Source organism: Halorubrum luteum, assembly GCF_054652935.1.
The window spans coordinates 2328934-2349585 of sequence record NZ_BAAIGT010000002.1 but is presented as its reverse complement, the minus strand read 5'-3'; the positions used below and the strand labels follow the sequence as shown (position 1 = coordinate 2349585).

General features: G+C 65.4%; 14 protein-coding genes and 1 pseudogene. 9 read left to right on the top strand and 6 right to left on the bottom strand.

Going from position 1 to position 20652, the window contains the following annotated elements:
• Positions 1–72 precede the first annotated feature (72 nt).
• Both ACYQ0R_RS11625 and ACYQ0R_RS11620 read right to left on the bottom strand, forming a co-directional pair.
• Positions 73–6912 (bottom strand): DNA polymerase domain-containing protein, encoded by a 6840-nt coding sequence (locus ACYQ0R_RS11625; protein ID WP_459825752.1) that lies wholly within the window; start codon positions 6910–6912, stop codon positions 73–75.
• 90 nt (positions 6913–7002) lie between these two features.
• Positions 7003–7791, bottom strand: a pseudogene (locus tag ACYQ0R_RS11620) (3'-5' exonuclease); the annotation flags it as partial.
• Between the two features lie 318 nt (positions 7792–8109).
• Here ACYQ0R_RS11620 and ACYQ0R_RS11615 point away from each other — a divergent pair.
• From ACYQ0R_RS11615 to ACYQ0R_RS11575, 9 genes are all read left to right on the top strand, one after another.
• On the top strand, positions 8110–8274 hold the full coding sequence (locus tag ACYQ0R_RS11615; protein WP_459823902.1) for a DUF7331 family protein: 165 nt from the start codon (positions 8110–8112) through the stop codon (positions 8272–8274).
• A 96-nt stretch (positions 8275–8370) separates the two neighbouring features.
• Positions 8371–8769, top strand: a complete 399-nt coding sequence (locus tag ACYQ0R_RS11610; protein WP_459823900.1) for a DUF7322 domain-containing protein — start codon at positions 8371–8373, stop codon at positions 8767–8769.
• A 26-nt stretch (positions 8770–8795) separates the two neighbouring features.
• Positions 8796–9236 carry a DUF7346 family protein gene (locus ACYQ0R_RS11605; RefSeq protein WP_459823898.1) on the top strand — a complete coding sequence of 147 codons (441 nt, stop codon included), beginning with the start codon at positions 8796–8798 and terminating at the stop codon, positions 9234–9236.
• A 224-nt stretch (positions 9237–9460) separates the two neighbouring features.
• Complete coding sequence (locus ACYQ0R_RS11600; protein WP_459823896.1) at positions 9461–10000, top strand: universal stress protein; 540 nt, start codon at positions 9461–9463, stop codon at positions 9998–10000.
• Positions 10001–10059: 59 nt separating this feature from the next.
• Positions 10060–11007, top strand: a complete 948-nt coding sequence (locus ACYQ0R_RS11595; protein WP_459823893.1) for a DUF4129 domain-containing protein — start codon at positions 10060–10062, stop codon at positions 11005–11007.
• Positions 11007–11663, top strand: coding sequence for a DUF7269 family protein (locus ACYQ0R_RS11590; RefSeq protein ID WP_459823890.1), 657 nt, complete (start codon positions 11007–11009; stop codon positions 11661–11663). Before ACYQ0R_RS11595 ends, ACYQ0R_RS11590 begins: the two co-directional genes overlap by 1 nt.
• A gap of 65 nt (positions 11664–11728) precedes the next feature.
• Complete coding sequence (locus ACYQ0R_RS11585; RefSeq protein WP_459823888.1) at positions 11729–13033, top strand: DUF58 domain-containing protein; 1305 nt, start codon at positions 11729–11731, stop codon at positions 13031–13033.
• Entirely contained in the window at positions 13030–13572 is a 543-nt protein-coding gene (locus tag ACYQ0R_RS11580; protein WP_459823886.1) for a DUF7519 family protein, read from the top strand. The genes ACYQ0R_RS11585 and ACYQ0R_RS11580 overlap by 4 nt, the downstream gene beginning before the upstream one ends.
• A 55-nt stretch (positions 13573–13627) precedes the next feature.
• Positions 13628–14044: a hypothetical protein gene (locus tag ACYQ0R_RS11575; RefSeq protein ID WP_459823884.1), complete on the top strand. Its 417-nt coding sequence runs from the start codon at positions 13628–13630 to the stop codon at positions 14042–14044.
• A gap of 75 nt (positions 14045–14119) precedes the next feature.
• On the opposite strand, the gene prf1 is transcribed toward ACYQ0R_RS11575, so the two are convergent.
• The 4 genes from prf1 to ACYQ0R_RS11555 all read right to left on the bottom strand — a co-directional run bounded on the left by prf1 (position 14120) and on the right by ACYQ0R_RS11555 (position 20588).
• Positions 14120–15370: a peptide chain release factor aRF-1 gene (gene prf1 / locus ACYQ0R_RS11570; RefSeq protein WP_459823882.1), complete on the bottom strand. Its 1251-nt coding sequence runs from the start codon at positions 15368–15370 to the stop codon at positions 14120–14122.
• Positions 15371–15480: 110 nt separating this feature from the next.
• On the bottom strand, positions 15481–16179 hold the full coding sequence (locus ACYQ0R_RS11565; RefSeq protein WP_459823880.1) for a queuosine precursor transporter: 699 nt from the start codon (positions 16177–16179) through the stop codon (positions 15481–15483).
• Positions 16176–16397 carry a ribbon-helix-helix domain-containing protein gene (locus ACYQ0R_RS11560; RefSeq protein ID WP_459823878.1) on the bottom strand — a complete coding sequence of 74 codons (222 nt, stop codon included), beginning with the start codon at positions 16395–16397 and terminating at the stop codon, positions 16176–16178. The genes ACYQ0R_RS11565 and ACYQ0R_RS11560 overlap by 4 nt, the downstream gene beginning before the upstream one ends.
• Before the next feature lie 186 nt (positions 16398–16583).
• A complete protein-coding gene (locus tag ACYQ0R_RS11555; protein WP_459823876.1) occupies positions 16584–20588 on the bottom strand; it encodes a CARDB domain-containing protein in 4005 nt (1334 codons plus the stop codon).
• Positions 20589–20652: the final 64 nt, after the last annotated feature.

Genomic DNA, 20652 nt, shown 5'->3' with positions numbered 1-20652 from the left:
TACGGAATCACCCGTGCAAACGCGCCAATGTTGAAAGAAAAGTTTTGACTATGAAAAACCGCGTTAGTAATATCACATGAACGAGCCGAGCCCAGTCTGCTCTTGGCCCGTTTTGACCTCTTCCCAGCTCATACCGAGCGATTCGATGACCCGGGCGATCGGCCCTTTCAGGGTCTTCTCGAGCATCTTCTCCCAGTCGACCTCGAACTCCTCGGGGACTTGGTCGGCGTACTCGAAACAGATCACGTCCGGATCCCGCTTGAACTCGCCGTACAGGGGATCACGCTGCGGATCGAGTCCCTTTTCGGCCTCCATTCGCTCCCAGAAATCCGGATGCACCTTTTTTATATAGAGCCGCTTCGGCTTCGAGCCGCTCCCGAAGTTCGTCCCGAGCAGGAGATTCGCGTACTTCGCGCCCCGGACCTGCGCGGTCGGCGTCTCGTAGGCGTCGAGGCGCTTGCCGATCCCGCCCGGGATCCCGACCTCCTCGACGTCCATCTCGCCCGCGAGGAACTCCTCGATCACCTCGGAGAGGTACGTCTTTATCTCCTCGAGATCCTCGTCGATGTCGTCACCGGTCACGATCGTCTCGATGACGTGCTGTTGGACCTCCTTCGTGATCCCGGCGATGTCCGACCGCTTGTACTCGAAGCCGGTGATGTCGATGTCGTCGACGTCGTTGCCCTCCTTCCAGATGATGTGCCCCGCGTACCGCTTCTTCTTGCCCGCCTGGAAGAAGCGTCGATAGAGCTTCTCGAACTCGATCTGAAAGCGGTGGAACTCCGCGTTCAACTCCTCGCGAGCGAAGTCGTCGTAGCGCTCGTTGATGTGGTCCTCGATCTCGAAGGAGGTCTCGATCGCCTGTCGTTTGTCCACTCCCTGCCCAAGCGACAACATCACCGAGTCGGTGTTGTGAAGAACGATTCCGCCGACGCCGTCGACGAAGTTCTCGTTCTCGGCGACGCTCAGATCATACACGTATCCGTCGTGGTCGACCTCGTTGACGACCGGGTCGCGACCGCTCCGATAGAAATCACACGTACGGATCGTGTAGCTCCCCTTTCCGTCCCTGTATTTCAGGGAGTGTTTCCGTCCACGCTGGGTCAGCAACGTCGAGAGACCGGCGGCGAGCTCGCGGCTGGTCGTCTCGAAGTCGAAGTTTCGTTCACAGTACTCCGTCCTGTACCGCGGAAACTCTCGTGATCCGTCGCCTTCGACGAGCACGTCAACGAAGATCTGCTGAAGCTCGCTCGGAAGGTTGAATACGAATCCCGGGATGTGTTTCCCGCGCGACGTCTGGCCAGCGAACTCACGGAAGAACACGGCCGACAACTCGTTCATCATCTGGAGTTTCTGCGTCTCGTCGTCGTATGTTGCCGAACGGGTGCCGTCGTCGGTTTCGTATTCGACGGTCCGGGTTTCGGACGTATCCGATCGAATGATGCTTGCCGTCGCCCCATCGAAGAGGCGGAGATAGTCCTCACGAATTCCCTCCAGCCACTCCGCTCTCGATTCGCCGATGCTCGCTCCGAACCGCTTTTCCGTCGTCTCGATCGTTGACGCACTCCCCTCGGTTACGTACGCAGCGAGCAATCGTACGAGCGCTCGTCCGTCCTCGGAGTTGAGTTCGATGTGCCGTCGTACCTTGACCGGCTTTTCTGTCGTGTCGTGATGCGTGTGACCGAACCAGACCCAGTCGTCGTTCGCGTGGACGCGTTTGACTTTCGTCTCCGCGTTCTCGCTGCCGACGCTCCGACCGTCCTCATACTCGCGCGTGTACCCGTTCAAAACCTCATATACGTCGATCGTTTCGACCGATTCGACTTCGGGAAGTCCGGGAACACGCAGTGGTTGCTCGACGTTCTCCGGCGTTGCCTCAACCAGTTCGTCGCCGTCCTCGACGACGTACGAGTGATCCCGCGTCGTCGTCGACTCGCCGAACTTGTGCCGCAGATTGACCACCGGCTTATCCGTCTCGTGCCGGATCACCTGCTCGATCGGTTGCCACTCGACCTCGCCGCTTCCGGCCATCGACAGCGCGTCCCATCCGTCCACGGAGCGCCGCTCCTTGTCGGTCGACGCCGAGGCGACCGGTCCACCGTCCGCGGTGATAACGATATTCTCATCCGAGGTCACGTCCGCACCCTCGAAGAGGTCGGCGATCGGAACGATGCGAACGATCCCGTTCGGATCGCGAACGACGATGGGTCTATCGCCGGTGACGCTGTCCCCGTACGCGACGTCGTGACCCAGTTCGTTCGCGGCCGTCTCGGTGAAGTCGATGACTTCCCGACCGGTCGCCGTGACGGCCGCTGCACCCTCTTTATCGTAGAGTCGGAATCGATCCCATCCCGTTACGCCGTACAACGACTGACCGACAAACTGGAACTTTCCGTTCCGTCCCGCGAGGAGCGTGTGATTGTCCGCGACGGTCACGCAGTAGACGCCGTCTTCGGCCTCGCTTCGCGAGCTGCTCCGGTGCATCCGAAGCGTGTTTTTCGCGTTTTCCGTGACGTAAATCCGCCAGCTCCCGCTGTCGTGGTTGTAACTCGCGGTTATTCCGAGATGCGAACACAGGCGGAGTACGTCGTCCCGCAATTCGTCGCTCGATGTCGTGTATCGCCACGATCCGATCTGGCGGTCACCGTCGCCGTCGATCAGCAGTTCCAAGAACGCTCGTTTTTGTGTTTCCGTCGCCTCGAAAACGAGATCGGGAATTCGCTTCTCGAAGCTCCCGTCGCCACAGTAGTCTCGGAGGAGATCCCCAAGCAGTTTCGACGTAAACTGGTAGCTGCGCTCGTCGACGTAGTAGTCCAATCTCATCCGATCGAGAAGTTCACCGACCGTCGCGTGGTCGGTGTCTCCCCCGTCCGCCACGGCCTCCTGTGCGATCTTCACCGTGGTCGCCGAGTCCCGAAGGTTGTCACCGAATGACTTCGTCTCGGACGTGTACACGTTTCCTTCCGTAATATACCACGCGAGCAGTTCGAGGAAGTCGTCCCCGTCGTAGGTCCGTGGGATCCACTTTCGACCGGATTCACGGTGAATGAAGCTCGTCTCACACACCGACTCGACGTACTCGCGGTGCTCCTCGAACTCCGCCGCCGTGAACACGTATCCAGTCTGCCCGAGATCGGCTTTCGGAACGCGACGTGGAGTCCAGCCGAGTTCGGCCGTAAACGTGTGCCCGTGTACGTCCGGCCGAACCCACACCTCGTACTCTCCATCGATCAGTTCGGTCAGATCCACTTCGTCGATCCGCTCTCCGTCAGGGCCGTCCCAGTCGTGTGGGAGCTCGTAGTTCGTCGCTCGATCGAGGTTTCCCGCTTCGACGAACTCGTATCCGTCCTCGGTGATCCCGTTCGTCTCGTTCTTCCGAACGAGCAGTCGGTGATTCGGGGTGACTCGGAAGTCGATCTTCGATGTCTCGATATCGACGATCTCGCCGCGATACTCCGGATACGCATGCGTCTCCTCGACGCGTTTGACCTCCATCTCCTCCGTTTCGGGATCCAGCGAGTACACCTCGTCGCCGACCGCGAGGTCCGTGATCGACCGCACCCCGGAGGGTGTCACGACCTCGGTGTCCGGGGTGAAACAGTTCATAATAACCTTGACAGCCCCCTGCTGTCTGTCGTACTGGTCGTACGCCTCCGTGCCGGGATCGTGTTCGTTCCGGAGCGCCTTCTTGTCCTCGCGTTCGGAGAGCAGTTCATCGACCATCTCGCGCATGATCCCGTCCGGCTCTTTCCGGAAGTGCGTCCCGTTGGGTGCGACGTACGTCTCGCCGTCGTACGTCTCCGGATCGACTTTCGTCTCCGGCCCCGCGTTGATCGTCACCATGCACATGGGGTAGAGGGATTGACCGACCCACTGCAGATGTCCGTTGCGCCCGGCGAGTATGGCGTGGTTCTCTCGCGCGGTGATGCAGTGTACCTGTCCGTCGTGCGATTCGGTCGTCGCGTTCGCCTTCTTCATCGATCCCCGTTTCCCTATCGAGACGTACCACGTGCCGTCCGACTGTTCGGTCACCGTCGGCTTCTCGCCACAGCGGATCCCGAGACGAACGACGTCCGTTTTCAACTGGTCGCTCTTCGTCCAGAACTTTCCGAGCCCGCTTTGTGCCCGACTACCGTCCCCCGCGATCACCGTTTCGAGTAGCGTGCGGAGATGCTCCGCGTCGAGTTCGAAGACCCATTCAGGTAGCCGCTTCTCGGCGAACCCGTCTCCGCAGTTATCCCGGAACCAATCGTGGAGATACCGGTTCGAGATCTGGAATCGCGCGTCGTCGCTCGCGTAGTTCAACCCCATGCGATCGAGGAGATCGCGGATCGCTTCCCGCCCGTCGGGGTCCTGCTGGTGTACCACCAATCCGGGAACGTCGCGACTGAAACTCCCCTCGGTAACGAACCAGCCGATCAGCTCCAGCCAGTCGTCCATCGCGAACGAGAGCGGCATCTCGGCGTGGCCACGTTCGTACTTGAGATACGTCTCGTCCGCGTGCTCCTCGATCCGTTCCCGGTTCCGTCGATACGCCTCGACCGGAATCAGATATTTACCGGTCTTTCCGTCAGTCGCTGCGAGGCGTGACGTTCCGACCGCTCGATCGAGGTCGGACTCGACTCCCGCCGGCATCGCCGCGCGGAATCCGGTCAACCCGTCGTGAGCGTACACGGCCACGTGTCCGTCCTCGACTGCATCGACCAGGTCGAACCGGTCGCGTTTCGATCCGGCCATCGGCTCGTGGATGGGAAACGCGAACCGTTCGTTCTCCGGGACGTCGCGATACTCGCTGAACGCGAAATCGGACGGGTCGAGTTCGTCCCAGCCACGCGTTTTCGAGAGCAGGAACCGGTGGTTCTCGGTCACTTTGAAATCGTGTGTGTTCCCGCTGACGTGGTGCAGTTGGCCGTACCGGTTCTCGTACGTGTGCGTCTCCTCGACCGGCTTGATCTCACACTCGAACGTCTCCGGGTTCAGCGTGTAGACGGGGTCTCCGACCTCCAGGTCGGATATCCGCTCGAGACCGTCCGGCGTCGCCACGTCCGTGTCGGCACTGAAACACTTCAGGTCCTGTACCGTCACCATCTCCTTGACGCCCGTGATCGGCTCGAAGACGGCTCCGCCCTCGAACTCCTCGGACTCCTGTTGGCCTTTCGTCGGGAGCGCGAACTTGCCGAACGCCTTGTGGAGCACGTACATGTCGACGGTGTCGCCCGGGGTCGGTGCATCCTCGAGCTTGCAGCCGACGAACGTCCGAACCTCGTCCCAGAACGCGATCACGTCCTGTTTCCGGTCGATCTCGACGCAGAGCTCGACGTCGCGGATGCTGTACTCCAGCAGTCGCTCCGGGTCCTGCTCCCACAGATCGCCGATATCGCCCGCGTATCGCTCCTTTCCGGCCCCGAGCTCGCGCTCGCCGACTGCGTCGAGCCGGTACGACTCGAGCTCCGTGAACATCGTCCGCTTGTACGCGTACAGCAGGTCGAAGACGACCCGTCCCTTGATGTCGGGGCCACCCCACCCCGAGCGCCACACCTCGCCGATCCGGGAGAACCGGTCGACCGAGAGATCATACTCGCTTCCCGGATCAAGTTCTTCCATCCGGTCGAGAAAGTACGGGACGTCGAAGTCCTCACAGTTGTGAACGAGGCAATCATCTGCGAAGAAATTGTGCGTGGTCGTCTCGATGTCGTAGGTCGTCTCCGTGCCGACACGCTCCACATCCTCAACCTCCACAAACACGTACTCCGACCACTCGTCGAGAGTCGTTTCGTGCCGTTTGAGATTGATTCCTCGGCGGTGTTTGTCCCGGCCGATCCGTTTCTCGTCACTGCCCGTGTCCGCCTCAAAGAGCGCGTACGGGATGTTCTCGCTCCGTCCACTTTTTCCGCCGTCCAGCGCTTTCAGCGCCTCTCGCTTTTTTGAATGAGAGAGATGCGGGAGGACCCGATCCCTGAGTCGCTGGATCTCACGCTCTGTGTCCGGGATCCGAACCACGTTCTCACGCTGTTCTGCGTAGATGCCAAGCCGGCGGAATAGCTTCACGTACCATTCCCCGATAGATCGATTTTCGGCGGCAACGGTCACCGACGACGAGACGTTCCCGTTCCCGTCGATGACTCCAGCCAGGAACCGTTCTATATGCGATTCTGGCAGTTCGAAAACCGTGGAGAGATCGACTTCTCCCCCGTTTTTGTCGCCGAACGGGATCCCGAGCCCGTTGAACGCGTACATCCGGGCGTAGTCCAGTACGTTCTGTTTGTAGCATCCTTTTCCGTCGGGTTCCAGATGCGGCTCACCGGGGAACTGTTCGTGTAGCTCCTCGCGCGTGTTGTAGAAACGAATCCCGTCGTCGGACGACATCGTCCCGTCGGTAAGAACTAGTCCCGCGAGATACAGTTCGTGTTCGGTAAGTTCCCTGTCAAGGTCGTTCCGCGTGCGGCGGTACTCCCTCCCGCCGTCAGGGAGCGCAACGTCGTACCGATCAGACGCAACCTGGCAGCGCTCCGGAGTCCAGACATCTGTTTTCGGGTGATATAAGGTTCCTGTGGCGAGACCGAACACCTCCGCGAGTTCTGAAACGGCACCGGAAGGAAGTTCGGATTTGAACGATTTGATCGCTTCTTTACTCCTGAATCGCTGGCATTCGGCCGGGACGAGGTCACTGAGGGTTGGGACACGATCCGAATCAACGTTCAATTTCCGCGGTTTGAGGAAGTAGTCTCCGACCTCGATCTCGCTCCCCTCCTTCCAGTCGACCTGATCATCGTCACCAACCATCACACGATGATCCGCTGAACTGCGGAGATCCGTTCCGTCCGCGAGCTTGTATCTGAGAATATCCTTCTCGCTTTCCCACTTGTTCGTGACCGTCGCGGTCGTCGTCTGCTGTTTGTCGTTCCCTATCACCTCGTCTCCGACGGACACGTCCTCGATCCGTTGTTCGGTCCCGTCCCCTTTGAGAATGTGAGTATCCGCCGGCAGACAGTTCCACCCCGTAAAGAGATCCGGGTCGGTGTCGTCGACATACTCGACGAACGCGTCCAACATCGCGGCCTCCTCCGAGAACGTCTCGACGCGGAAGTCGAGCGCCTCGCCGTCCGCCTCGTCGTCGACGACCAGTCGCTCGTAGTCGGGTAGGTCCTGCGGGGGCGGCATCTCGGCGTCGGGCGCTTCGTACAGCCAGACCACGTACTCGTCGTCGTAGGAGTCGTGGCTGGTGAGACAGATGATCGGCTCCTCGCCGTCCTCGGGGAAGCCGCGGCGGTCGTCGACCTCGATGTCGAACGTGTTCACGCGTAACTCGGCGTCGACGTTGGCGGGTTCGAGATGCCCCTCGTGGACCTGTATCGTCCCCTGATCGTCGTCGAGACGGCGCTCCTCGACGCGAATGCCGCCGTTGATCCCGTTGTCGATCAGAAACCGGTTCGGAAAGAGGATGTCCGCCTCGAAGGTTGTCGCGAAGTCGTCGCGGATGTTCCCGACGTCGCGGGGCGTTCGGGTGATGATCCGGGTGAGGGGTTCGCCGCGAATGCTTTCGTACGGCTCCCCGTCGCGGTCCGTCTCGCGAGTTCCGATGACGACGTCGTACTCCTCGACGGGATCGGCGTCGAGATCGGCGGTCGGCACGTAAAAGTACGGCTCGACGCCGAGCACGCGGACGTGTTCCTGCACGTCGTGGGACGTGTCGTCCTGCCCGTCCTCCGCGGGGCGGCGGCCGAACACGTGGACGACCGGGTACTCGTCGCTGCCGTACCCTTCGACGGCGTAGTCGATCTGGGTGATCATCAGCTCGACGGTGCCGGTGGACTCGGGGAACTTCGCGTCCTCGAGATCGACGACGTCGCTGACGCGTCCCCGACCGTTGCCCGCGACGACGCGCGCCTCCTCGGCAGCCACGTCCCCGCGCGAGACACCGTCGCCATCGTCCGCGGCGTCGGTAGATGAGAAATCCGTGAGACCCGACTGGTTCATGCGTCTCCTTCGGCGCACCCCGGTAAAAAGTTCGGCGTTCGCTCGGAGACGCGTTCTGGACTCGAGCGTTCGGGACCGGCAATGACTCGCGGGACGGAAAGGCATTTATTATGGTACATCGTACCACACTCCGTGACCTCGAATCCACACGCGGACGACGGACCGTACCGTTCGGGCAACCGCGACGCGGAGGTGGAGGTGTACGAGGACGACGGGAACGTGGTGATATTCGACGCTGCGAACCCCCTCGCGTGGGTCGAGGCCAGCCGGACGATACGGCTCACCGACGCGACCTGACCTGCCGGACAGTTCGGACGTCGATCGAGCGACAGCCGTCGCCCACCGCGGCGTTCGGTCGCAATTGCTTTGCTCCGTGACCACTTACGTCGCGTCGTGAATCCGTTCGACGAGGACGACGACGGCGAGATCTCCATCGGCGAGCAGTCCGCCGCGGAGCGCGAACTGACGCCGGAGATCCCGAAAGCCCCCGCCGTCAAAACGTTCGAGGAGAACGGTAACTTCGAGTCGGCGTCCGAGGTCGACCGGGACACCCTTCGAGCGTTCATCACCTGCGTGATATATGCGAACGCCGCGCTACTTTTGGTCGCGCTCGGTCCGATGGTCTGGTTCTTCGAAGGGTGGTCACGGGTCGGGCCGGTGCTGCTCGTCGGTGGTCTCCTCGCCGGCTTCCGCACGTATCAGACGTATCGTGCGTGGGACCGGTCGCGCGACGCGACCGAGAACTCGACGGAGGGCTCCGAGCCGCACGGCACGGACGCCCCGGAAGCGTAATCCGTCGTGACAGCCTGGTCCGTAGCATGCAGACGGTTCGTGACGCGGACGGCGGAACGTACCTCCTCGTGAAGCGCTCCGAGGAGTCGAGCCGTGTTCGCGACCCCCATACCGGTGCGGAACGGTACGTGGACAACGCGGAGCTGACGGTCGTCGACGGCACGACAGCGCTCGCCACCGCGGCGGAGGGCGTCCCCGCCTCCGTCCGGCGGGTGCTTCGTGCCGTCCACGACGATCGGTCGCTCGGCCTGCTCGTCGTTCTCGTCGATGCGGGGCCGCTCTCGGTAACTCGTCTCCTTGACGAAACGGAGCTGTGTGAGTCCGATCTGCACGGACGACTCGCCGAGTTCCGCGCTGCCGGTCTGATCGACGAGACCGACGTGTCGGGGCGACGCGGCTACGAGCCGACACCCGTCGCCACGGACGGGGTCGAGCTCCTTCGTTCCGGAGACGACGAGCGGGAGTGACGCCGGACTATCTGTGTTGTTTCTCTACACGAATTAGACGAATTCTCAAACGATAGATCAGCTTATGTCGATCAAAAACCGCTACCAAGGTAGTGAAAGAGGATAGATAATGATAATCGTCTATCCTGTCAAAAATTGTTAAGTAGTAGTGCGTGTAATTTGGGGGTAGACGGAACGAGAACGGCCGAAACGGCCGATTCGACGACCTGTCGAGGACAAAAATCATGTCAGCAGACATTCATTCCGACGACCACGAACCGGCGCTACAACCGAGTACGCTCGCCGACGAGCGGACGGCTGCCCGCGGGAACGGTACGTCGGAGAGCGCGCCGGTCGACACCGCGGAGCTGTTCGACCGCGTGCTGGTCGTGACGGACGGCGAGGCGACGGGGCGGGTAGCGGTTGCGGCGGGCATCGATCTCGCGGCGGCCCACGGCGCAACCGTCGACGCTTTGTACGTCGTCGACACCACCGAACACTGGGACATGGCCGTGGAGCGGCGCGAGCGCACCGGCGAGACCGCCGTCGAGGCGGCCGAGACACGCGGCGAGCGCGCCGGCGTCGACGTCGAGAAGTGGTTCAGATACGGGACCGCTCACGAGGAGGCGATCGACTTCGCCGAGACTCACGACGCGGACGTGATCATCGTCGGGTCGGCCCGCCGGACGGGACTCGACCGGCTGGTCAACCCCGAGACGCTCCCGGTCCGTCTCCAGCGGGGTGCGTCCTGTCCCGTGATGGTCGTCGGAACTGACGACGAGTAGACCGCGTCAGCCCTCCGCTCGCCGAAAGCTATTCACTCGGCGGCGCGCATCCTCGACGCGTGCAGCGGGAGACCCTCGCGACAGCCTTCCTCGCCCTCCTCGTGGTCGTCGCACTCGGCGTTGCGGCCGCGACGCTCGACTCGGCCGTCACGGCCGACGGCGGCGGGATCGGCGGCGCCGGCGGCGACGGACCGATCGGCGCGAGCGACGACACCGCGGTGAGCGCTCCCGGCGAGGCGGCCGCCCAGGAGTCACGCCTCTCTTTGTCCGGCGTCTGCTATCCGGCGCTCCGCGAGCCGCCGGCAGTAGCGATTCTCGTCGGGATCATTATGCTCGTCGGCGGACTCGCGTACCGCGACACCGGGGCCTGGCTGGCCGCACTCGTCGTCGCCGGAGCCGTCGGACTGCCGGTGGTCGGCGTCTGGTATCTCCTGTCGACCTGTGTCGATAGCGCGTTCGAGACGCGGATCGCGATCGGAACGGGTGGTGACGGCGACGGACGCCTCGCGCTCGCCGGCGAGCGCGGCGGCATCGGGGGTGACGGTGCCGCGGTCTCAACGCCGGAGGCGCTTTTTCTCCTCGTCGTCGCCGTGGCGGTGATCGGGAGCCTCCTCGTGCTCCTCGCGACGCGCGGCGACGACGAGGCTTCGGCGACGGACGCCGGCGATTCGGGGATGGACGCGTCCGACGAGCCGGATCTGCAGGAGCTCGCGCGGACCGCCGGCGAGGCGGCCGACCGGATCGAGACGGCGGAGGCCAACAACGAAGTGTACCGTGCGTGGCGGGAGATGACCGCGGTGCTCGACGTGGAACGCCCCGCGTCGTCGACGCCCGGGGAGTTCGCCGCGGCGGCGATCGACGCCGGCGTCGACCCCGAGCCGGTCGACCGCCTGACGGCCGTCTTCGAGGAGGTACGATACGGCGACTCCGAGCCGACCGACGAGCGGGAACGGGCGGCGGTCGAGGCGCTTCGCCGGATCGAGGCTGCCCACGGAGGTGATGCGTGATGCGTCCGCTCACGGCGATCGGGGTTGTAACGACGCTTGCCGGCTTCGTCATCGTGCTCGAGCACGGGTTCGCCGGCGCGATCGACCTTTCCGAGATCGCGGTCACGCTCGTTGGCTTTCTTGCCGTAGTCCAGGGAATACGGTACGCGAGCGCGCGCCGGAACCGCGACCGGACGACCCTCGATCCCGGCGAGCCGGAGCGTCGACGGCGCGCGACGGTTCCCGGCGCGGACGTCGACGACCTGATCGATCGCGTGTCCGGATCGGCAGGTCGCCGACACGGGGCCCGAAGTCGACTCCGTGGACGGGTACACGACGTGGCGATTCCGGCGATTGCACGCGCTCACGACGTCTCCCACGACCGCGCTGTGAAACTCGCGGAGACCGGTGGATGGACGAACGACCGAACCGCCGCCGCGTTTCTCGCGAACGACGCCGCCTACCCCGTCGGGGTTCGACTCCGCGCGGCGCTACTCGGGCGCTCACCGTTCGAGCGCGGGCTTGTGGCCACGATAGCGGAACTCGAACGGATCGATGCGACGGGACGGCTCGATGGGGGCCAACCGTCCGATGCGACCGACGGGTTCGCGACGGGCGTGGGTGAGGATGACCGAGGATCGAGGACGACGATGACCGAGGATCGAGGACGACGATGACCGAGGATCGAGGACGACGATGACCGAGGATCGAGGACGACGATGACCGAGGATCGAGGACGACGATGACCGACGACGGGGCAAGCGATCGGCGACCGCTTACCGCATTCGACACCGGGAGATGGATCGGAGTGATCGGCGTGACGCTGCTCCTCGTCGGCGTGGGCGTCGTTGCGCGTCAGCCGGCCCCGGTGCTCGTCGGTGCGGTCGGCGTCGGGTACGGGCTGTACGCACGGGCGGGGGAGGCGCCGGAGGCGACGCTCCATGCGGAGCGACGGCTGACTGACGAAACGGCGGATCCGGGCGAACGCGTCGTCGTAACTGTCACCGTCCGCAACGTCGGCGAGGCGTTCCTACCGGACGTCCGACTCGTCGATGGTGTTCCGCCCGGACTCGACGTCGTCGATGGGCCGGCCCGCGCGGCGACGGCGCTCGAACCGGGCGCGAGTGCGACGTTCTCATACGCCGTACGGGCGACCCGCGGCACCCACGACTGGGAGCCAGTACGGGTGATCACCCGGAACGCGTCCGGGTCGCGCGAGCGCGAGACGGCGGTTGATGCCGCAGTCGACATCCGGCTTTCGTGTACGCCGTCGCTTTCGGCGGGTGGCGACCTGCCGCTTCGCGGCCTGACCACGCAGTACCACGGTCGCGTTCCGACCGCCATCGGCGGCGACGGCGTGGAGTTCCACGCGACGAGGGAGTATCGCCACGGAGACCCGCTCAGACGGGTCGACTGGAATCGCCGGGCTCGAACCGGAGAGCTGGCGACGACCGAGCATAGGGAGGAGCGCGCCGCGACGGTCGTGCTCCTGATCGACGCGCGGGAGTCGGCGTACGTCGCCCCGGACCCGGACGCCGACACGGCCGTTGAGAGCGCCGTCGACGCCGCGGGGCGGACGTTCTCGGCGCTGCTGTCATCTGGCGACCGCGTGGGGATCGCGGCGCTCGGGCCGCGTGACTGCTGGCTCCCGCCCGGGTCGGGCACGGATCACGCCGCTCGCGGACGCGACACGCTGGCGACGGCCCCGGCGCTCGCGCCGACTCCGAGCGACGACCGGTTCCATCCGTCGTCGTGGTTTCGGCGGTTCAGGCGGCGATTATCGGCGGACGCGCAGGTGCTGTTTCTCACGCCGCTCGTCGACCGGTACGCGGTGGCGCTCGCCCGCCGTATCGACGCGCACGATCATCTCGTCACGGCGCTCTCGCCGAACCCGACGGCGACCGACACCCCGGGCCGCTCGCTCGTTGCACGCGAACGAAGCGAGCGCGTCCGCGAGCTTCGGCAAGCCGGGATTCGAACCGTCGAGTGGGGCGACCGGTCGTTTCCGGTCGCGGCCGCAGCCGCGAAGCGACGGTGGTCGCGATGAGCGGGGTCGGACGCACGCGTCGCGAGGACCACGACCACGCTCGCCGTGCCGAGCGGGACGATCGACCGCCGGTGTCGTCGGTCGTCGCGGCCGCGATCGCCGGGGGTGTCGCGCTCTCGGCCGGGTTCCTCGCCGAGCCGACGGGTGGCGCGCTCGTCGGCGTCGCCGCCGTCGGACTCGTGCTCGGGACGCTCCGCGGGTCACATCGCGTGCTGTCGTGGAGCGCCGGGGCTGGCGTCGTCGGTCTCGGCGTCGCGGGGTATCTGGGTGCGGCTCCCGAGCCGCTGCTCGTCGCGGCCGCCGCGCTCGCGGTCGCATGGGACGTCGGCGATCACGGGGTTTCGCTCGGCCGGCAGGTGGGCCGCGACGCCTCGACCCGGCGGAACGTCGTCGCCCATGCGGGCGTGACCGTACTCGTGGGTGGGACCGCGGTCGGCGTGACGTACGTGGCGTACGTGCTCGCGGCGGGCGGCCAGCCGGTGACTGCGCTCGCGTTCCTGCTTCTCGGGGCAGTCGTCGTCGCGTCCACGCTCCGGTGACGCACCCATACATTGATCAGGATGGCTCGCGGAGAGTTCGGTGTCGGGACTGACGATGGGACGATGGCCGTGGCAAGGCGGAAGCGGCGAGGATGAGACCGGCGGGAGTGACGACGCCGACGCGACCGATCGTCCGGGAGGGATCGACGTCGAGCCGCTCGTCGACTGCGGGTTTCAGGACGGGGATCTCTTCGTGTACGATGACCACGTGCACGTCGAGCGGGACGGACGCTCGCGGTTCGAATCGAAATCGATTCCGATGGACCGGATCCGCGGCGTGGCGTACGACAAAGGGATCACGATCGGTTACATCCAGATCGAGGAGGTCGACTTCGATCACGACACGGCAGGGCTTCTCTCGGACCCGATCGACGCGAACACGCTGCATTTCCAGCGGAACCGACGGAGCTGCGCGCGCGAGGCGAGAGACGAGATCCTCGCGCGGTGTAGCGGGGCCTCCGAGTCGATGTGAGAGCCGTGTGAGCTACAGCGACGTCTCCGCGTCGATGTCCGGCGTCGGGATCCAAACGATCGCGTGGGCGGGTCGCTATACGCCGGTCGAGTAGCGCAGAATCCCGGCGACGCCGCCGAACGCGTCAAGCAGCTGTTCGCCCTTCTCGAAGTCGGTCGAGATGAACTTCGTCTCCGTGCCGCGCTGTTCGGCGATCGCCATCAGGTGTTCGATGACGTCCTCGCGCTTTTGTACCTCGGCTTCCTCGCCACACTCGCTGCACTCGTGGCTCGGGGTCGAATGTCGGGAGTCGACCACCTCGTACTCCTCGGTGCCGTCGGGACACTCGTACACGACGACGTCCGAGCGGAGGTCCTCGGAGATGAGCAGCCGGTCGACCGAGCCCATGATCAGATTCCGACGGGTCTGCTCGAAGCCGTAGGTCGCCTCCTCGCCGGTGTGGAGGTTCTCGAAGAACTCCTCCATCTGGCGTTTGTCGTCGACGATCTCCTGATCGGCGAGTGCCTCGCTCCCCGCGTCGACGAGATCCTTCAGCCCGGACTCGTCGGTGTAGGCGACGTCGAACTTTCCCAACACCTTGTCCTGTAGCTCGTGATGGAGGTAGTCGCCGTCGAGGAACTCGTCTTTCGTCGGCGACGGTCCGCCGACGAGGATCCCGTCGAGCTCGTGCCGCTTCGGGACGAACAGGTCGTTGGCCATCCCCGCGACCTCCTGATAGAAGTTGTCGATCGCCTCGAGGCGAAGCCGGGCGAACCGCTGGGCGGACTGGCCACCCTTCCGCTGTTTGCCGGGGACGAGCGAGGAGGCGGATTTGACCGCCTCGACGCGTTTTCCTTTCAGCCAGCCCACGTTCGCCTCCCGGCGGTCGAGCACGATGAGCCCGAACAGTCCCGAGTCCGCAAGCATGTGTTCGAGCGGATCGGTGAGGAAGTTCGAGTCGCAGTGATAGCGGAACGACTCGACGGGCTCGGGCGGCGACTCCAGCGTCCGCGTCACCATGTCGGTCTGACCGCCGCCGGCGTCGACGGCCCCGGAGAAGATCACCATCCCGTTCTTGGGCGGATAGGTGTCGTAGTACCGCAGGCGGTCCTTGATCGACGTCAGCGCGTCCTGGACGTTCGTTCGCGTCTGTTTCGACTTGATGTTGGCCGCCTCGCTGTGCTCTTGGGTGACGTGGGCGACCACGTCGGAGATCTGTTTATCTTCGGGGATGTAGATGGTGACGAGCTGGGTACCGGAGCCCTCGAACTCCGTGAGCTCCTCGATGACCTTGCGGAACTCGTACTTCCGGCGGTCCTCGCTCGCCTCTTCAGCGTCGCTGCTCATTACGTTCCACTCGCCGCCCGGCGTGTAAGTAACCTTTGACCTCGGGTTCGAGGCCACAAGCGGGAGTCTCGCGACCGATTCGCGTCGCAAGCGCCCGCCGAGCGAACCCGCTACTCCCGGACGGCGCGCACGACGAGATAAACGAACGGCGTGTCGACGACGGCGATCAGCAGCTTCAGCAGGTACTGGCCGACGACGAGCGTGGCGGCCGCGCCGACGGACATCGGCATGCCGATCCCGAGGACGGCGGGCGCGACGACGAACGCGACGCCGATGAAGATCACCGTATCGAGGATCTGGCTCGTCGCCGTCGACGCGAGGTTTCGAAGCCACAGCAGCTCCGGACCGGTCCGGTCACGGATCGCGTGAAACACGACGACGTCGTAGTTCTGGCTGACGACGTACGCGAGCAGGCTCCCGATAACGACGTTGGTGGCCGGGCCGAGCGCGGTGTCGAACGCGGCCGACACCTCCGGGTCGATCCCGGGCGCGGCGAGCGTCGACCACACTAACGCGAGCACGACGAAGTTCATCGCGAACGCAACGTTGACGACGACCTGTGCGGCCCGGCGACCGTACAGCTCGGCGTAACAGTCGGACGCGAAGAACGTGATCGCGTACGCCAGCGCCGCCCCGGGCAGCAGGATCTCCGGCCCGACCGCCGGCAGCGCGACCGGAAGCGGCAGCGCGAGCACCTTCGCGGCGGTCACCTGCGCGGTCGCCAGCGCGGTGACGAAAAGCGCCACCAGCCCGACCTGCGCGATCGCCGCCCGGTCCAGCGGGTCGCCCGCGTACGGGTGATCGCTCATCGATCCGCTCCCGACCGGTCGTCGCCCTCGTCCCCGCCGGGCGAGTCGGCGGATTCGAGCCGACCGTGCCGTTCGTCGATCTCGTCGAGCAGGTCCAGCGTTTTGCGGATCGACGCGCGCACCGCGTCGCTCCGATTGACGAACTTCCCGTCGTCGCCGACGTGCTCGTCGAGGTCCTCGAGCAGTTCCCCCGGAATCTCGACGCTTATCTTCGGCATCAGTTCCGAGAGGTGGCCGCGTTTTCAAGACGCTTCCGATTTGAAGATTACTCGAAGAATACTCGAAGAGTATCGATGGCTCGGAACGACGCCTCGGGGTGATTACGGACGGGGCAGAACACGTCGAAAAGCGAGTCGGCGAACGGAACGAAAAGCGGTCGGCGGAAACGAAGGGGAGCCGAGGGGTTAGCGGTCGCGGCGGGCCGCGATGAACGCGGCGGCCAGCAGCGCGATCAGCGCGACGACGACGCCGAAGCCGGGCGTCTCGAACCCTGCGGGCTCTTCGGGCGTCTCCTCGTCGGGCGTGTCGGGTTCGGGCGTCGGCGTGTCGGGTTCGGGCGTCGGCGTGTCGGGTTCGGGCGTCGGGGTTTCCGGCTCCGGCGTCGGCGTCTCCGGTTCCGGCGTCTCCTCGACGTCCTCGTCGGGATCGTCCGGTGCGCCGAAGTCCTGGTCGAGCGCGCTACCGCGCGGGCTCGGATCCTCTTCCTCCTCCTCGACTTCGGTGACCGTCAGCGTCGCCGGATCGCTCGTGTCGTCGTCGGAGCGCACCCGAACGTCGAACGCGCCGATCTCGGACGGCTGAGCAGAGAGGTCGACCTCCGCCGTCTCGCCGGGGTCGAGCTCGTCGATGGTCTCCGAGTCTTCCACGTTGCCGTCGACGAGCAGCTCGATGTCCTGCCGATCGCTCGCGCCGGAGGTGCCCCCGTCGTTCTCGACGGTGACCTCGATCTCGAACGTCTCGTCCTCCTCGATCTCGAACGCCTCGTCCTCGAACTCGGCGATCGTGAACTCCGCGTTCTCGAACGGGGCCGCAACCGACGTGAACTCGACGTTCGAGAGGATGTCGACGCCGACTTCCGGCCCGGCGGCGCTACCCCACCAGTTGTCCGGCGCGTCGATGAACACCTCGGCGGGCGTCCCCACCGTTTCGATGGCGGCGTCGTTCCGCTCGATGTTGTTCGCCTCCATGAGGTGGGTGCCGGCGTCCGAGAACAGCCCGCGCTCGTTACTGATCAGGTCGACGTTGCGGACGGTGGCGTTCGAGGCTGCGTCCGCGCCGTTTTCGGTCAGCTCGATCGCGTGGACGGCCCCACGGAAGTCGCTGTCGCGGATCGTCAGGTCGTCGCCGGTACTGACCACGCCGTCGCCGCCGGCACCACCGCGGATCACCGCGTATCGGACCAGCGTGTCGGTGCCGGCGTCGTCGATGGCGGGGTCCCACGCGTTGCCCTCGTCGGCGACGAGCGCGACGCCGCGAATCGCCGCGCCCTCCGTGCCGTCGGTCACCTCGACGCCGGTGGCACCGTCGGCGTCGGTCGCCGACAGCAGCAGCCCGTCGAGCGTGACGTCGTCGGCGTCGATCTCGATCGCGGTCGTGGAGACGTCCGGCTCGATCGGCAGGCCGGTGGCGGCCTCCAGGGTGACCCCCTCGTCCGCGATAGTCACCGTCGAGTCGATCGGCGGGTCGGCACCGACGAGCACCGTGTCGCCCTCGTCGGCGTCGTCGACCGCGTCGCCGAGTCCGCCGAACTCGAGGTCGACGCCCGTGCCGGTAATTTCGTCGTCAGCCTCGTCCGACTCGTCGTTCGCGATCGTGACCGTGAGCTCGCCGGGGAAACTGCCGGCGCGGAGCACGTCGTCCTCGAGGTCGGCCTCGAGCGCGACCTCCTCGGTGTCGTCCGCGTCGACCTCGACCGTCTCGGTGACGACGTCGATGATCGGCACGCCTGCACTGGTGGCGTACGCCAGTTCGACGGTCGTCTCGCCGTCGAGCTCGCCGACGTTCTCGACGGTCACCTCGACCTCCTCGCCGTCCTCGATCGACTCGATGTCGATCACCTCGGCGGGATCGTCGAACAGGAGCGTCGCGGGGATCGGCTCCCGAACGAACACGCCCCCGTCGCGTGTCACGTCGTCGGTGCTGAGCTCAAGCGTCGACTCGCCCAGCGGGAGCTCGTCGGCGTCGACCTCGAAGTCGACCGCCTGGTCGTCGTCGCCGTCGAGCTCGACGGTCTCCTCGGCGACGACCTCGCCGCCGACGACGAGTTCGACGTCCTGTTCGTCGGTCTGGTCGCCGACGTTCCGGATGGTGGCGTCGATGTCGAGCGTGTCGCTGCCGCTGGCGATCTCGTCCGCGCCCTGGACGATTTCGGTGGACTCGATCGCCGGGTCCTCGATGCGGAACAGCGGCTCGTCGGGCGCTTCGACCACCTCGACGGTGACCTCGTCCGTGTCACCGTCGTCACCGACGACCTCGAGCGTCACGTCGCCGGGGTCGATCCCTTCGCCGGGCACGTCGAGTTCGAGCGTGATCTGCTCGGTGTCGCCGCCGTCGACCTCGACGTCCGTCTCGGTGTCGACGGTATCATCGTCGAGCTGCAGTTCGACGGTCTCCTCGCCCGTCTCGTCGCCGACGTTCACCACGTCGACGTCGACCTCGAGCGTCTCGTCGTCGAGGACGGGATCGGTGGCGTCGGTGACGAACACCTCGAACGTCGCGGGCGCGAGCACGGTCGTCGGAACGGTCGCCTCCTCGCCGTCGACGGTGACCGTGACCGGTAGCTCGCCGCGGTCGAACGGCCCTTCGAGGGTGAGCGTCACCGCCTCGTCGTCGCCGCCGGCGACGGTGACGTCCTCGGAGGCGGTCGCGTCCCCGGCGGCAGCCTCGACGGTCGTCTCGCCCTCGGCGGCGAGCTCGCTGGGGTTTTCGACCGTCACGTCGACCTCGAGGTCCTCGCTCTGGAGGATCTCGTCTTCGGGGTCGACGTCCGTGATGACGAGGTCGGCGGGCTCGAGGACGGTGACCTCCGCGTCGTCGTCGTCGTCCTCGGTGAACGCCTGCACGACGCGTTCGCCGACGTCGCGGTCGTCGACGTCGACGGTGAACTCGACGGTCTCCTCGTCGTCGGCCGGGACGTCGACCGTGGTGAACGCGACGCGCGAGTCGTCGAACTCGAGCCAGACGCGGGCGGTGCCGCCCTCGTCGCCGTCGTCCTCGACTTCGGCCTCGACGACGAGTTCGTCCTCGCCGGCGACCGGCTCCTCGGTGACGTCGGTGATGTCGATGTCGAACTCGTTCGGTTCCACGACATCGATCGTCTCCTCGTCGCTGTCGTCGGTCGCGCTCTCCAGCCGGAGCTCGATCTCGCCTTCGTCCGCGTCGCCGCGCGTGGGCACGTACGTCAGGTCCTCGGTGGCGGTCTCGTCGGCGGCGAGTTCGAGGTCCACATCGTCGACGGTGTCGCCGTCGACGAGCAGCTCGACGGTGTCGGTGCCGGCTGCGCCGACGTTCTCGATGTCGGCGGTGACGGTCAGTTCGTCGCCGGCGGTGACCTCGTCGTCGGGGTCGAGCGCGTCGATCGCGACGTCGAACTCGGCGTCGGGCTCCTCGACCTGAACGGTCACGGCGCGGTCGTCGTCGGGCTCGACCACGTCGTCGACGGCGTCGACGCCGATGCTGATCTCGCCGGCCTCGGCGTCGGCGCTGCGAGTGCGGTACTCGAACTCCTGGGTGGTGCTGCCGTCGGTGTCGAGGGAGACGGTGCGGTCGTCGAACAGGTCGTCGCGGTCGGAGACGAGCAGGCCGACGGTGCGCTGGAACGAGGAGCCGGGGTTTTCGATCTCGGCTTCGACGGTCACGCGCTCGCCCGCGGTGACCTGTTCGTCCTCGCTCTCGATGTCGACGACCTCGAAGGCGGGGTTGACCGCCTGGCCGACGACGGTGATCTCCTCCATCTCGACGCTGTCGACGTCCTCGCTGACGATGTTGACGCCGAAGGTGACCTCCATGGGGTCATCCTCGTCGGGCGAGAGGATCACGGGGTTGTCCTCGTCGACGGCATCCGGATCGTCCCCGTCGAACTCGTCCATCTGGAAGATCGTCACGTCGTCGTCGACGTCCTCGAAGTGGATGCGTGCTTCCTCCTCGCCGTTGTACTCGGCGGTGAACACGTTGTCCACGCGCGTGTCGGCGAGCTGGTTCACGTCGTCGATCTCGACGCTCAGCTCACCGCCATCGGTGTCGGCGTAGACGTCGCCCTCGGGCGAGTCGGCGGCCTCGAGGACGATCTCGTCGTCGTCGATCTCGACGTCGTCGACGTCCTGGAAGAGGTCGTCGCTCGCGCCGGTGGCGAGGACGCCGCCACCGATGACGAATCCGAGTACCACGACCAGTAGCAGTGTGCGTTTCATATTCTGCGTCCTCCGTCATCCGGTGCTATCGTATCTCCTCCCGAACCGTCGCCACCGGCTGGCG